This window comes from bacterium (assembly GCA_035281585.1).
Classification (GTDB): domain Bacteria; phylum UBA10199; class UBA10199; order DSSB01; family DSSB01; genus DATEDP01.
Genome location: DATEDP010000032.1, coordinates 1 through 14,551, shown reverse-complemented (window position 1 = coordinate 14,551; position 14,551 = coordinate 1). Strand labels below are relative to the sequence as shown.

General features: G+C 63.5%; 9 protein-coding genes and 1 riboswitch. Of the genes, 7 read left to right on the top strand and 2 right to left on the bottom strand.

Annotation, left to right across the window (positions count from 1 at the left end; all coding sequences use genetic code 11):
• The 4 genes from VJR29_02185 to VJR29_02170 all read left to right on the top strand — a co-directional run.
• Nucleotides 1-2,954 (top strand): hypothetical protein (locus VJR29_02185; protein HKY62200.1); only part of this gene is annotated, 2,954 nt, incomplete at its 5' end.
• Nucleotides 2,955-3,020: 66 nt separating this feature from the next.
• Nucleotides 3,021-4,415 (top strand): 30S ribosomal protein S12 methylthiotransferase RimO, encoded by a 1,395-nt coding sequence (gene rimO, locus VJR29_02180; protein ID HKY62199.1) that lies wholly within the window; start codon nt 3,021-3,023, stop codon nt 4,413-4,415.
• Nucleotides 4,416-4,521: 106 nt separating this feature from the next.
• Nucleotides 4,522-4,693: riboswitch (cobalamin riboswitch) on the top strand.
• Between the two features lie 30 nt (nt 4,694-4,723).
• Nucleotides 4,724-5,776 carry a hypothetical protein gene (locus VJR29_02175; protein HKY62198.1) on the top strand — a complete coding sequence of 351 codons (1,053 nt, stop codon included), beginning with the start codon at nt 4,724-4,726 and terminating at the stop codon, nt 5,774-5,776.
• A gap of 16 nt (nt 5,777-5,792) precedes the next feature.
• Nucleotides 5,793-7,211, top strand: a complete 1,419-nt coding sequence (locus tag VJR29_02170) for an ATP-binding protein (GenBank protein ID HKY62197.1) — start codon at nt 5,793-5,795, stop codon at nt 7,209-7,211.
• On the opposite strand, the gene VJR29_02165 is transcribed toward VJR29_02170, so the two are convergent.
• Nucleotides 7,201-7,797 (bottom strand): thioredoxin family protein, encoded by a 597-nt coding sequence (locus VJR29_02165; protein HKY62196.1) that lies wholly within the window; start codon nt 7,795-7,797, stop codon nt 7,201-7,203. The two genes, VJR29_02170 and VJR29_02165, sit on opposite strands and share 11 nt — an antisense overlap.
• A complete protein-coding gene (locus VJR29_02160) occupies nt 7,794-9,797 on the bottom strand; it encodes a thioredoxin family protein (protein HKY62195.1) in 2,004 nt (667 codons plus the stop codon). Before VJR29_02160 ends, VJR29_02165 begins: the two co-directional genes overlap by 4 nt.
• Nucleotides 9,798-9,910: 113 nt before the next feature.
• Here VJR29_02160 and VJR29_02155 point away from each other — a divergent pair, with 113 nt between their 5' ends.
• The 3 genes from VJR29_02155 to VJR29_02145 all read left to right on the top strand — a co-directional run.
• Nucleotides 9,911-10,702 carry a hypothetical protein gene (locus VJR29_02155; GenBank protein HKY62194.1) on the top strand — a complete coding sequence of 264 codons (792 nt, stop codon included), beginning with the start codon at nt 9,911-9,913 and terminating at the stop codon, nt 10,700-10,702.
• Between the two features lie 9 nt (nt 10,703-10,711).
• Nucleotides 10,712-12,289 (top strand): hypothetical protein, encoded by a 1,578-nt coding sequence (locus tag VJR29_02150; protein HKY62193.1) that lies wholly within the window; start codon nt 10,712-10,714, stop codon nt 12,287-12,289.
• Between the two features lie 70 nt (nt 12,290-12,359).
• Nucleotides 12,360-14,551: TIGR03960 family B12-binding radical SAM protein (locus tag VJR29_02145; GenBank protein ID HKY62192.1), on the top strand; the 2,192-nt coding region annotated here is incomplete at its 3' end.

Sequence of the window (14,551 nt, the reverse complement as noted above, 5' to 3'; positions counted from 1 at the left end):
TGGCCGGCCACCGGATGGAGGAGTGGGCCGGGCTTCGGCCGACGCTGGACGGAGCCACCACCGCGATCGACAGCTTGGCGCTCTTGCTCCAGTTCAACATGGCCGGCCGTCTGAGCCAGCGGCTCTTCGGCGAGCGCTTCCGGTCTTGGGAAAGAGAGTTGGACCGGCGAAGCGAGCTTTTGGATGCCTCGCCCCGGCCAAGCCTCGGCATCGGTCTTCAGCCCTTGGCGGCTCCGGCCTATGCGATGGGATCGTTTCCGACCGGGCCAATGATGATGGTGGGCAGCCGTCCCGGCGGCGGGTCGAATCGTCCCTCCGATCCGCAACTGCCGAAAATGGGCATTCGCCACGACCGCGAAGGTTCCAGTGCGCCGGAGCGGCTCAATCGACAGCATGCCGAACGGGTTTTACGGGAATTGCTCCCCGCCAGCTTGCGACCGGGCAGCGTCGAAAGCGACGCTTTCGTCGAGAGATTGCTGAACGCCTTTGGCATTCCGGGCGATGGCTTCGATGTCCGGGCTTTCCAGCAGGGTTATCGAATCGCCCAGCGCTATCCCGAGCGGGTCAGCCGCCTGGCCTTCGATTTCGATGAGGTCACCCTGCATTGGGCCTTCGGGCCGCGCGACCTGCTGAGCGTGATGGCCCAAGGCGCCGAGGCCGCGTATTTCCACACTCCGACTCGCTCGCTGGAACACGAGCCGCTGCTGGCCAGCGAAGGCCAAGGATTGAACCGCCTCGAGCGGGTCTGGTTCGAGGGAGTGCAGCGGCTCCTGCCCATGGCCTTTCGCCAGCACATCCAATTTCATCCGGGCATGCGGGCTTTGCAGCTGGGCCTGCGCCTCGGCCAGGAGAGCAATCTCATGATGGTGACGGTCGGAATGCCGGGCCGCTTGATGCGCTTGGCCAACGAGGATCCGGCCTTGAAGATGATCTACTTCGGCCGGCTGCCGATGGACGAGCTCACGATCGGCAACATCCGGGGAGCGACCAATATCTACACCCGCGAGGATATCGTCCAGGCGCTGCGAGCCGCCCAGGAAGGCAACATCCGTTTTCCCAATAACCCGATGATCGAGAGCTACGTCGAAACCCTGCGGCGCCATCCCGATTCGGGCAACCGTCTCAAGCATCCGGCTCTGGCCCTGCTGCGCGGCAAGCGGCCTTTCGACGCCTTGGTCGACGACAGCGCCTTCGCCCTCGAGGTCCTGAGCTCGCTGCCGGGCTTCACCGTCTTCCAGGTTCCGAGCGCCCGGCCGGCTCGCACCAAAAACTTCACCTGGTCGATCGATGCCTACTTGGCGCGGAGCGCCAATGGCTACGTCGATGCCCTGGCCGACCTCCTTCTGCAAAAGGAATGGCAATCGGGCCCGGTCGAGAACCGGCCGGCGCCGGCCGATTATCCCTACCAACGTTTCAGCATCGAGATTCCCTGGGCCAAGTTCGGCCAAGGCTACGTCGCTTTGGGCAAAGAGGCCAAGGCTCGGGGCCGGACCTTGGCCGAGGGCCGGGCCGCGGTGACCGCTCCGCTGCCGGCCGGCGCCGAGACCGCGCCCTTGAGCTTGAGCGAGTCCCAAACCCGGGCCATGATCCAACGACTCTACGGCGAATTCGACATCCTGCTCGATGGCAAAGTCGGCGAGGTTTCGATCGAGGCCGCGAACACTTTGATGTTCAAGGAGATGGCGAGCGTTTCGCCGGAAAACTTCCAAGCCTCGCTCGACAGCTATTTCACCGTCGAAGAGCAGGCTCTGTTGCCCCAAGCTTCGCGGCCCTTGGCCGAGCGCAGCGAGGCCTTTTATTCGCGGGTGGCCAGTTTGGTGGCGGTGAAAACCGCGGTTTGCAACCTGCTCTCGCTCGACGTCGCCGAGCATGCCCGCGAAATTCGCTTTCGCCACGGCCGGCCCTTCTTGAGCGGGATGGCGGCTCACCGGCTCAACGGCAATTCAATGCTCGTCTCGCTCTCGGACGAAGGCGAGATCGGGATCGGCATCGCCCTGATCGAGCCGGGCCCCTGGTCGAGCGGCTTGATCGGGATCGGCGTCGACTTGACCGGCGACCGAAGCGCTTTCGGCAATCCCGAGCGCCATGCCCTCGCCGCGGCGGCCTACAAGGCGGTTTATCCGGCCCTGGCTCAGCAGCGCGAATTCAGCGAGGAGCGGACCGGCGATGTGGTGTCCAACCCGGCCGGCGGCTATTCCCTGGCCGGCGAGTCGCTCGCCGCCGCTCAAAATCTCCGGGGCGACGCCCGAAGCTCGGTGGCTCTGCCGATCCACGGCTTAAGCTTTCAAATCGGACCGGCGACCTTGGGCTTGGTTGGAATTCCGGCTCCCGGCGTTAAGGCCGGCCCGGGCTTCTATCCCCGACCCTCGAATTTCCCTTATCGGATGGACGAAGACGGGCTCTATCAATTACCCCGTCGCGGCATGACGGTGGCGGTCCTGGGCGACAGCCAAGCCTTCCGCACCCTCGACCTAATCCGAAAAGGCCATTCGGTGATTCACATCGATCGCCATTCGGATAACGCCGAGCTCACCGAGCGGATGGTGAAGCATTTGATGCTGCATGAGACGCCGGCCGTCTCTGAGATTGCCGACAGCTCGGTCGTTCGAGCCGACTGGTACGGTTCGGCCAACGCCGACCTCATCGAGGCTTATTTTCCCTTCAAGCCCGGAGATCTCCCGCCGCGGGACCAGCCCGAGCGCTACCGGAGCTTGCACCATTTTCTCGATCAAGCCATCAACGCCAAGCTGGTCAACGGCGGCAGCGCCTTCATCGTGTCCGACGTCCGCGAGGACATCCAAGACCTGGTCCAAGTCGTGGGGAACAGCTCCCGCCTGCGCTTGCTCGAAGATCGCTATAACGTCCCGCGATCGCCGGTTTCCGGCGGTTTTGGTCCGGCGGCGGGCAACCCCCGGCTCCATTACCTGATTTACCGCAAGGAAAGCTCCGATTGAGGCCCTGACCGCGGTTTCGTTTCCATATTGTACCGCCGCCCTCAAGGATGCTAAGCCAGCCCCCTCATGGAATCCCCGGCCAAAAAAGTCTGCCTGATCTCCCTCGGCTGCCCGAAAAACCTGGTCGATGCCGAGCTGATGCTCGGTGGCCTGAAGGCCGACGGCTTCACTTTCACCACCCAGCCCGAAGAGGCCGAGGTGATCGTGGTCAACACCTGCGGCTTCGTCGAGGATTCCAAGCGCGAGTCGATCGGAAAGCTCTTCGATGCCTCGCGCTATAAAGAGGAAGGCCGTTGCCAAGTGGTGGTGGCCACCGGCTGCTTGAGCCAGCGCTACGGCCGGGAGATGGCCCAGGAGATGCCCGAGGTCGATCTCTTCGTCGGCTTGGGCGAGTTCGACCGGCTCGGCCCGATGTTGAAGGCCAAGCTGGGCGGCTCGGCCGAGCGGGTCCAAGTCGGCGAGCGGCTCTTGCCCGAGGAGATCGCCAAGCTCAAGCTTTCCGATTTTTCGCCCGCCCGCCAGCTTTTGCCCGATCCCGATCTGCCCCGGATCTTGGCGACGCCCCGGCACTACAGCTACCTGAAAATTTCCGAAGGCTGCTCCCATCGCTGCTCCTTCTGCGTGATCCCCCACATCCGCGGCGATTTGAAGAGCCGGCCGATGGATTCGATCGTCCGCGAGGTCCGCGAATTGGTCGCGACCGGCGTCAAGGAGTTCAACCTCATTGCCCAGGATTTGAACGAATACGGCAAGGACCTGCGCGACGGCTCCAGTCTGGCCGAGCTGATCGGCCGCCTCGACGCCATCCCCGGCGACTTTTGGCTGCGGCCGCTCTACATGTATCCCTTGGAGTTCGGCGACCGGCTGATCGGGGCCTTGAGCCAGGCCGAGCACGTCGTCCGCTACGTCGACATGCCCTTGCAGCACATCAACGAGCGGATCCTGCGCTCGATGAAGCGCGGCTCGCCCGGCCGCTACGTCCGGCAGGTCCTGGACAAACTGAAGAAAGCGATGCCCGACCTGGCCCTGCGCAGCACCTTCATCGTCGGCTATCCCGGCGAGACCGACGCCGAGTTCGAGGAGCTCTATGCTTTCCTTCGCGAGCAGGAATTCGACCGGGTCGGCGTCTTTGCCTATTCGCAGGAGGAGGACACGGCGGCGGCGACGCTGCCCGATCAGCTCCCGGAAGAGCTCAAGCAGGAGCGCTTGGCCCGGTTGATGGAACTGCAGCGCGACATTTCGCTCAAGAAGCATCGGGCCTTGGTCGGCAAGCGGCTCAAAGCCCTCTGCGAAGGGCCTTCCGAGGAAAGCGATTTGGTCTTCGAGGGCCGGCTCTACAGCCAAGCGCCGGAAATCGACGGCGTGACCTATCTTTCCGGCGATTCGGCCCGGCCCGGCGAATTTCTCGAGGTCGAGATCGTCGAAGCCCACGACTACGACTTGGTCGCGGACGTGATATAGTGTAGGGGCAGGCCTTGCGCCTGCCCCCATGCACCGTGCATGCGGGCGACCGCAAGGGTCGCCCCTACGGGTAACCCACAACAATTTTGTTTAGTTGCCGAAAGCATCGTTAAGAACGCGTCTCGGCCTAAGGGAAGCCGGTGCAATTCCGGCGCGGACGCGCCACTGTGAGTGGTCCAAGCCGCCGCGCGCTAGTCACTGTTCCAGGATGGAACGGGAAGGCAAGCGCGGCGAGCCAGCCACGAGCCAGGAGACCTGCCGAGACGCCCATCACCTCTCATCCACTCGCGCTTGGTGGAAAGGAATGTATGAGCTCCTCGGTCGAAGCCGGCTACAACCGGCATCTCTGGGGCCGCGAGATCGCCGCGGCCCTCCAAATCCCGCTCCTTTATCTCAGCTCCGCCGGCCAATATCGGGTCAACCTCGGTCTCTACCGCGAGGCGCCGGGCCATCCGGCCTTTGCGCTGGAAAACGCCCAACGCTGGTATCGAAGCGAAGGGCTGGGCGGGCGCTCGCTGCAAAGGCTCTTCGTTCCGCCGGCGCTGCGGCCGGAAGCCGCCGCTTCCTCCCAGGAGCTGCGCCGTTCCGGCAGCGGTCTCCAAACGGCCGCCGGCTACGGGCTCCAAGTTCCGGCCCTGCTTCGCTTGGGCATCAACGGCCGAACCCTGCTCGATCCGGCGTTTTGGCGAGACTCCTCGCACTCACCGAGCCAGCGGGCGGCGGTTGTCTCCGACAGCCTCGGCTTGGCCGGCGGCTTGGTCCAAACCCATTTTTACAATCGAGGTTTGCGAAGCTTGAAAGCCGGCGAGGAGGTGGCGGCCTTGGCCTGGCTGCGGGGCAACCATCGGATACACTTGGCTAGCGGCGCTTTCCAGATGTCGGCCGGCTTGCTCCGGCTGGGCCTCGAAATGGCGCGTTTTTCCCGAACCGGCGAGTTCCGACCTTCCCACGGCTTCTTTGGGGCGCTCGACGCCGCGGCCGGCGCCGGTGGAATCTGGTATTCGCGCCACTTGCTCGGTCAGGCCGCCGGCCTCTCGGCGGTTCGGGCCCAAAATGACGCCCTGATGGGCTTGACCCGCTTGCCGCGAACGATGCGGTGGGGGATGCGGACTTTGAACCTTGCCGGCAATGCGGTCGGATTCAGCTTGAGCTTCATCGCCTTTTGGCAGGCGGCCCGGGGCGAAGGCATCCCCGATCAAGTCCGCCATCACCGAATGGTCTCGGCCGGGCTCGGCATGCTCGGTTCGAGCTTGATGATGGGCTCGGCCCTGCTGGTGACGCCGGCCACCGCGCCCTTGGCCGGCCTGCTCATGATCGGGGGGCTCGGCGTCTTGGCGGTGCAAGCGATATGGTTCGACTAAAACAGCTTTCGCTGGCATGCTGGCATCGGTGGGTTGGTTGCCCGAAACAATTCGCAAGGTCTCTTTGCCCTCGCTGGTCTTCTGCACCCTTTTCCTCTGGAACGGCATCGTCTATCTGGGCTTTTCCCGGATCTTGCCCTTGGGCCGCGAGGAGCGCTCTCGCTACCTCTTTTTCGGCCTGACCTCGCTGGGGTTGGCAGTCTGCTCCTTTGGGACCTTCTGGCTCTATTCCAGCCCGGGTTTGGCCGAATCGCTTTTTTGGTGCCAGCTCCAGATCGCCGCGACCCTGCCGGCCTTCATCACTTTCGTGCTCTTCACCTCGCTGTCGCTTCACATTCACCGGATTTATTTCTTCCGAATAGTTCCCTGGCTCAGCTTGCTCTTCGCCCCTTTTATTTTCATCGAGGGAATGTTCTTCAAAAACGCTCCGAGCGTCACCGTCTTCTCCCTGGGCTCCCATTCGACCCGAGTTTTGGAAGCGGAGCCCGGACCGGTCTTTTTTCTCTATCTGCTTTGGGTGATCCCCAACTTGTTTTACCTGGCCGTCGCCTGGATCCGCTATTACCGCCAGCATCTCGAGGGAGTGGCGCTTCCGCTGGGTTTCTCGATCTTCGTCCTTTCCTTGATCAACGACATCATGATCGTCACCAAGGTCTACTCCTTCTTTTATTTGGCCGAATTCGGCTTCGCCGTTTTCATCCTCTCGATGGGGGTTCAGCTGTTCAAGCATTATGTCGAGGGGATGCGGCTGCTCGACGCCAAAACCCGGGAGGTCGCGGCCTTGAACGAGGAGATGCAGTTCCTGGTCGGAGCCATGTCCCACGACCTCAAAGCTCCGCTGATCTCGATCCGAGGCTTCGCCGACCTGCTCGAGGAGGAGAGCGACCAGGAGAAGAGCCGGAACTTCCTCCGCCGCATCGAGGCCAATGCCGACCAGATGCTGGGCTTGATCGAGGACATCTTGAACTACATCAAGGTCGGCTGGGTGCTCCGGGATCGGGGCCCGGTCGAGGTGGCGAAGGTGCTCGACGAGGTTCTGCTGCAATTGGCCGGGAGCGATCCGACCTTGCCGAGTCGCCTGGTGACTCCGGAGCGGTGGCCGCCCCTCCATTCCTCGGCCAAGGGACTGCGCCATATCTTGCTCAACCTCTTGCAGAACGCCGCGAAGTTTTGCCCTCAGGGCAAAATTCATTTGGACTGCACGCGGCGACCGGGCGGCGTCGAGCTCACCGTCTCCGACGAGGGCCCGGGCGTGGCTCCCGAGCTCCGCGACCAAATCTTCGCCCCCTTCTTCCGCAGCCACCGCGGGGTCCCGGGCAGCGGCATGGGCCTGGCGATCGTGAAAAAAACCGCCGAGCGCTTGGGCGGCAAAGCCTGGCTCGATCCGGCGCCGCGCCGAGGCGCCTGCTTCAAGGTTTATCTGCCTAGTATTTGACGCTGCAGCCATAGGGCTGGGAGCTGGCGACCGCCACCGGCCGGCCGGCCATCGCGGCGTCGAGCGCCGCCGAGACGTAATTCTTGGAGGCCGGAATCACCGCCGGATCGGCCGAGTTGTTGTCGTCGATCGCCCCGGCATAGACCAGCTGGCCTTTTGGATCGATGACGTACATGTGGGGAGTGGTCTTGGCGCCGTAGGCTTGGCCCATCGTCCCGCTCGAGTCGATCAAGATCGCGGTGGCGGAAGAGCCGGCGGCTTGGGCGTTCGCCAAGGCCTGGGCCGGCTCCAAATATCCTTGCTTCCCCGGAGCCGAGGAAATCACCGTCAACCACTTCACGCCTTTGGCGGTGTAGGCCTTCTGCAGGCTTTGCATGTTGCCGCTGCCATAGTGCTTTTTCACGTAAGGGCAATCCTTGTTGTACCATTCCAAGACCAGCCACTGGCCGGCGTAGGCTTGCAGAGATTGATCCTTTCCGCCGGCGTCCTTGACTTGAAAGGCCGGGGCTGCTTGACCGACCACCGCCTCGGCAAGGCTGAGGGAAGGGCTCAAGAGGAGGGCGAAGAGGGCTAGCAGGGTTTTCATAATGGAGGCTCCTTGAAAAGGTTTTGCAGATCCGAGAAAGACAATAATTCGGGCAGAAGTTTCACTTCGCCTTTTTCATTTTGGAACAGGTAGAGCGGGACCGAATTGCGGCCCTGGGCCGCCAAGGCGCGGGTGATGACCGGATCCTGGTCGGTCCAATCGGCCCGCAGCAGCAGGAGACCGTGGTCCCGGAAGAGCTTCAAGGTTTCGGTTTTTTCCAATACGGTTTTTTTGTTCCATTGGCAGGTGATGCACCAGGAGGCGGTGAAGTCGACGAAGACCGGCCGGCCTTGAGCCGCGGCCTCGCGGAGGCTGTTCTCCTGGAAGGGCAGCCAAGGGGAGCTTTCGGCCATGGCCCGGCGTTCGCTGCCCGAGCGGAGAGCGATCGCCGGCAAAATCAGGCTCGCCGCCAAGAAAAGGGCGCCGACGATCCGAAATCCCCAGCGGCCCTCGCCCCAACGGAAAATCCACAGCGCCAAGGCCAGGCCGACCGCCGCTGCGCCCAAGGCCAAGGCGGCCTCGTTTCCGGCCTGGCGAACCAAGACCCAGCCCAGCCAGACCGCGGTCAGGAACATCGGGAAAGCGAAAAACTCTCGAAGCCGCTGCATCCAGGGGCCGGGTTTGGGCAGATGCCGCGTCCACCAAGGGAAATAACAAAGCCCGAGCAGCGGCAGGGCCATGCCCAAGCCCAGGGCCAGGAAGATGAGCAGGGCTTGCCAGCTCGGCAGCAATAGCGAAAAGCCGAGGGCGCTGCCCATGAAGGGAGCGGTGCAAGGCGTCGCGATCAGGGTCGCGAGCAGGCCGGTGCCGAAGGCCGAGCGCCGCGAATCCCGGCCTTGGAGCCGACCGGCCCAGCGGGCCCAGGAGTTCCCGAGCTCGAAGAATTCCAAAAAATTGAGGCCGATGGCGAAGAAGAGCAGGGCCATCGCGAAAACGAAGAGCGGCGATTGCAGTTGAAAGCCCCAGCCCAAGGCTTGGCCGCCGGCCCGGAGCAGGAGCAGGAGGCCGCCGAGCAGTCCGAAGGCGAGCAAAACTCCGGCGCCGTAGCTCAAGCCGGCATGACGCAAGGCTCGCCGGTCATGGGCCTCGCGAGCCAAGCTCAAGGCCTTGATCGAAAGCACCGGAAAAACGCAGGGCATGAGGTTGAGCAATAGGCCGCCGAGCAGGGCAAAGAGCAGGGCCTGAGCCAGGCTGCGCTCGGCGGCCGGCGCCGGGCCGGCCGTCAAGATCGTGGCTTGGCGCGGCTTATCGCCTTCGCGGTAGCTGAGCAGGAAATCGATGGGAGCGGTGTCGCGCTTGGCGTTGGCGGCCCAGGCGATCTCGACCCGCAGAGCTTCGCCGTCGATTTGAAAACTCGGCGCTCGGGTCGCGAAGAGCTCGCCGTTGAGCGGAAACAGATCGACCTCGCGCAAATTTTTCAGGTCGACCTTGGCGTTGCGCAGCTCGAAGCGGGCGCTATTTCCGCCGTCGGAGCGGCGGCCCAAGCTCCAGCCGGCGTCGGCTTGCGGCAGGGGATGGGCCGGGTCGGCCGCCGGCGCCGGCACCGCGGCATCCGGCCGCAGGACCGTCGCCAATTTTCCGAAGCCCGGGATGCAATCGACCTTGCAGACCAGCCACTCGAGGCCGATCGTCAAGTCGAGCTCGTCGCTTCCGGGATTGAGCTGGGCTTGGAAGGGAAAGAGGACGCGGCGATTGTAACCGTAGTTGGTCAGGGTGCCGTAAGGAATTCGCTCCGGCGCCGGCCACTCCGGCCCGCGGACCTGGCCGCCCTTCGCCTCGACTTTGAATTTGGGGGCGGCCCCGGAATCGCCGGGATTTCGCCAATAGATGTGCCAGTCGGGATCGATCCGAAATTCGATGCCGAAGGCCGGCGATCGATCCGAAAGCGGCGGCAGCGGGACCAGCCGGATTTGAACGTGGTCGCCGCGGATTTCCGTGTCGGCTCTTGCCGAGCTGAAAACCAGGAAAAGGGCCACCAAGCTGAATAAGAGCCGCTTCATTGTTCACCGAGAATTCTCAGCATAGGGTCGAGACCGATTAAACGGCAACTTTTGGATTCGGGGTTCGATGAAGTCTTGAAGGGACAAGGGTAACCGTCTTAAAGGGCACGGCCATGGGGCACATTGAGGCGATTCCCGGCCTTAAGGGATTTTTTCCATCGGCGCTGCGGGCCGAGCCGTTCTTCGGCTCGGCGGCTCGCGTCGCCACCACTTCCTTTCATTTTATCCCGGCATCGGCTTCGGCGATGGTTTCGCCGCTGGCCCCGCTCGGCGCCTGGCCGCTGCTGAGGCTTTTCGGCGCTCCGCTCAGAAAGCTGACGACCGCCGCCGACAAGGTGCTGGCCGACGTCGCCTTGATCGACCAGAAGCTCAAGACCTCGGTCTACAACGCCAACACCAAGGTCGACCTGAAAAAGGGGATCTTCGAGTTCGACTGCTCGGGGATGGTCAATTGGATCCTGGAACGCTCGGCGCCGACGGCCTTCGCCGAGCTGAAAGCCGAGCGGCCCCGGGTCATCGAGTACGTCAAGGCGCTGAAAGCGATCCCGGCCAACCAGCCCAGCGCCGGCTGGCGGCGGATCGCCAAGATCGCCGACGCCGAGCCCGGCGACGTGATCGCCTGGCCGACGCCGGATTGGTACCCTTCCAACGCCACCGGCCACATGGGCATCCTGGTGGCCAAGCCCGAAGCGGTCGACGGCGGCTACCTGCTTCGGCTCGCCGATTCGACCTCTTATCCCCACGGCGACGACAGCCGTGAAGGCGGCACCGGCTTCGGCTACGGCACCGTGCTCATCACCGTCGACGCCAAGACTGGCGCCGGCACCGGCCAGGGCTGGACCGGACGTCACTCCTACAACACCGTTCTCGAGACGCCGATCTACGTCGGTCGTCCCCTGCAGTAGGAGGCCACGATGAGCGATTTCACTCTCGGACCCATCAAGGTGATCGACAACGGCGACGGCGTCTACAACGAGCCGGTCAAGGGCGCCAAGACGACCCAGGATCAAATCGTCGACGGAGCCGGCAAGACGGTGAGCTCCGGCGGAGCCGATGCCAAGGCCGCCCTCCAAGCCTTGGGCGTCAAGAGCCTGCAAGGTTTGCGGCTCTCGCCGGCCAGCCGCTACCTCGAGGCGATGGGCCAAGCCCAAAGCTTGGCCGCCCAAGGCGACACCCCCCAAGTTCAGGAGCGGCTCCGCAAGGCCCGGACCGCCGCCGCCGATGCCAAGCTGCCTTTCAGCGAGACCCGGGCGGCCAATTTGATCGAGAAATCCTTGGTCGCCGAGCTGCGCTTGGTGGTGGCCCGGGCCATGCTGGCCTCCTCCAATGGCGAGATCGTCCAAATGCAGGACGCGGTCAGCGCCGGCCGCGAGATCCTCGGCCGGCTCAATCTCACGCTGGATCAAGCCAAGGCCCAGGGCTTGGCCTTGACCGCCGACGTCATTGTCCAGCTCGAGACCGTCGGTTACACCAAGGCGCTTTCGCTCAAGTGGAAGGAGGCCGAGACCGCGGCCAAGAGCGGCGAGCTGGCGCGCTTCCAGGGAGCGCGGGACAAGGTTCGGGAGTATGCCGACCGGGCCGGCCAGACCTTGACCCAAGCCGAGGAGAAGAAGCTCGGCGATCTCGAGGTCGAAACTCATCAGAGCTCGGTCGATCGGAACCTGGCCGAGGCCGAAACCGCGGCCAAGGCTGGCGACGTCGAGCTTACCCGGCTTTATTTAAAGGACGTCGATCAGGCGGCGGTGCTCGGCAATAAGGCGCTGAGCACCAAACAAAAGTTCCGTCGCAGCTCGGCCGAGCGCGAAGCGCTGAGGAACGCCCCCGACTTCTACCTCCCGTTGGCCGAAGACAAGGCCGACTTGGGCGAAGTCGAGCAAGCCCGGGCCTACCTCCAGCTGGCCAAGGATTGTCGCGCCCAAGTGGGGCGGAGCTTGACCAAGGCCGAGTCCCAGCGGGCCGATCTGATCGAGCTGCTGGCCTTGCAAAACTCGGTCGATGTCCTGCTCAAGCGGGCTTCCAAACAGGTCGACCAAGTGAAGAAGGATGGAAGCATCAGCAAGGTCCGGGCTTTCATCGACCAGGCTCGGATCAATGCGGCCTTGGTCGGCTCGACGCTCAGTCCGGCTCAGGAGACCAGCGTCGCCCAAATCCTGACCCAGGCCTATGACGCCGCGGTCGAATGGCGCTTCAGCCAAGCCGAGAACTCGGCTGATTTGGGCAAGGTCGACGATACCGTCGTTCCGCTCAATGCCGGCCGCGAGCTGGCCAAGCAGGGCAAGGTGAGCTTCGACGAGGCTCGAGCCCAGCGGGTCCTCGACACCGCCTTGCTCAATGGGATCGAGCTGGAGCTTCAGATCGCCGAAAAAATCGCGGCCAAGGGCGATCGCGAGGCGACTCTACGCCACCTCGACCAGGCTCGGGAAAACGCCCGCCGGGTGAAGCAGAAATTCGACGAGGCCCGGGCCAAGAAGATTGTGGACACCTTGCCTTAGTCGCACGAAATCACTCTATTTTTTGCCCATTTGACTCCCGTTCGCCTTTCCGACTATAAGGTTGGCTCTTATGGCCGCGACGGGTTTATCCACAGACCAATGGCAGCGTCTCCTCTCCGAAGTCGAGAAGCCGGGCCGCTATTTGGGCAACGAGGTCAACTCGGTGCGCAAGGATCCCGCGCAGGTTCGCCTCCGGGTCGCCCTGGTCTTTCCCGACGTCTATGAGATGGGCGAGAGCCATGTCGGTCTGAAGATCCTTTACGACATCCTGAACCGCGATCCCGAGATTTGGGCCGAGCGGGTTTACACGCCCTGGACCGACATGGAAGCGGCCTTGAAGCGGCACAAGGTGCCGCTCTTCTCGCTGGAATCGAAGACCCCGCTGAGTGATTTCGACTTGATCGGGATCACCCTGCCTTATGAGCTGGTCTACACCAATATCCTCACCACCCTCGACCGAGGCGGGGTTCCGCTTTGGCAGAAGGACCGCCGCAAGGGCGATCCGGTCGTGGTCGGCGGAGGAAGCTGCGCCTTCAACCCCGAGCCGGTGGCCGATTTTTTTGACGCGGTGGTGGTCGGTGACGGCGAAGAGCTGATCCTCGCGCTGGCGCGTCAAATTTTGGAGTACAAGGAAAGCGCCGAGAGCCGCGAAGCCCTGCTGGAGCGGATGGCCACGGCCCGCGGCGTCTACGTCCCCAGCCTCTTCGAGGTCGAGTACCGCGAGGACGGGACGATCCGAGAAGTTCGTTCCAAGGTTCCCGAGATGACGGGCGTCTACAAGGCCACCGTCACCGACTTGGACCGGGCGCCCTATCCGCGGGCGCCGGTGGTGCCGAATATCAACGTCATCCACGACCGGGTCGGCGTCGAGGTCCAGCGCGGCTGCGTCCGCGGCTGCCGCTTCTGCCAGGCCGGCTATATCTACCGGCCGGAGCGCCAGCGTTCGCCCGACACGGTGAAGGACATCGTCGAGCAATCCTTGAAGGCCACCGGCCACGAGGAGGTTTCGCTGCTCTCGCTCTCGGTCGGCGACTACGACTGCCTCAATCCGCTTTTGAACGAGCTCTTCGACCGCTACGAGCAGGATCGGGTTTCGATCTCGCTGCCGGCGACCCGAACCGAGACCCTGACGCCGGAAGTGATCCAGCAGGTCAAACGGGTGCGGAAGAGCGGCTTCACCATGGCGCCCGAAGCCGGCACGCCGCGGATGCGCCAGATCATCAACAAGGGCAATGCCCGCGAGGATCTGATGAAGGCGGTCGACAACGTCTTTCGCGAAGACTGGCGGCTGATCAAGTTTTACTACATGTGCGGCCTGCCGCTGGAGACCGAGGAAGATTTGCTCGGCATCGCCGAGGAAGCCAAGGAAGCCCTGGCGATCGGCCGGCGCTACACCCGCCGGGCCGAGATCCACGTCGGCTGCTCCTCCTTCGTGCCCAAGCCCTTCACGCCCTTCCAATGGGAGCCCCAGCTCTCGATGGCCGAGGTCGAGGCCAAGCACGAATTGCTGCGGCAAAATTTGCGGGTTTCCGGCATCAAGTTCAAGACCCATGGCCTGACCATGAGCTACCTCGAGGGCGTCTTCAGCCGGGGCGACCGCCGGCTGGCCCACACCCTGGTCCGGGCCTACGAGCTCGGCTGCCGCTTCGACGAATGGAACGAGAAGCTGAATTTCCCGGCTTGGCAACAGGCCTTCGCCGAGACCGGCCTCGATCCCGACTTTTACGTGACCCGGAGGCGCCCCCGCGAGGAAGTGCTGCCCTGGGATCACCTCTTCATCGACCTGAAGAAAGATTTTCTATGGGAAGAACTGGAAGCCACGCACGACTTGGCGTTCATTGAGGACTGTTCGACCGACAAGTGCAGCGACTGCGGGGTCTGCGATTTCCGCAAGACCCTCAACGTCAACTACCGGTATCTCCCCGGGGAGGAGAAGGTCCAAGCCTTCTCCACGCGCGGGCGTCGTCTCAAAAACGAGCCCGAGCAAAGCCTTGCGAGCCCCCCGGCCGTGCCTCGGAAGTTCGAGGCCCGTCCGATAGAGCAAAGGATTCGCGCCCGATTCACCAAATTGGGCGAAGCCGCTTTTTTAAGTCATCTCGATCTGGCGACCCTGATTCATCGGGCCCTGAAGCGAGCCGCCATCCCGGTCGGCTACAGCCAAGGGTTCAACCCGGCGATGCGGGTCAGCTTGAGTCCGCCCCAACCGGTCGGCGTGGAGAGCGAGGCCGAGTACATGGCCCTCGAGCTCACCCACTTGGTCTC

Excerpts from the sequence above, each read along its gene's own strand:
- VJR29_02165 (HKY62196.1), bottom strand. The coding sequence starts at position 7,797 with ATGAAAACCCTGCTAGCCCTCTTCGCCCTCCTCTTGAGCCCTTCCCTC.
- VJR29_02170 (HKY62197.1), top strand. The coding sequence starts at position 5,793 with ATGCTGGCATCGGTGGGTTGGTTGCCCGAAACAATTCGCAAGGTCTCT.
- VJR29_02155 (HKY62194.1), top strand. The coding sequence starts at position 9,911 with ATGGGGCACATTGAGGCGATTCCCGGCCTTAAGGGATTTTTTCCATCG.
- rimO (HKY62199.1), top strand. The coding sequence starts at position 3,021 with ATGGAATCCCCGGCCAAAAAAGTCTGCCTGATCTCCCTCGGCTGCCCG.
- VJR29_02150 (HKY62193.1), top strand. The coding sequence starts at position 10,712 with ATGAGCGATTTCACTCTCGGACCCATCAAGGTGATCGACAACGGCGAC.
- VJR29_02175 (HKY62198.1), top strand. The coding sequence starts at position 4,724 with ATGAGCTCCTCGGTCGAAGCCGGCTACAACCGGCATCTCTGGGGCCGC.
- VJR29_02160 (HKY62195.1), bottom strand. The coding sequence starts at position 9,797 with ATGAAGCGGCTCTTATTCAGCTTGGTGGCCCTTTTCCTGGTTTTCAGC.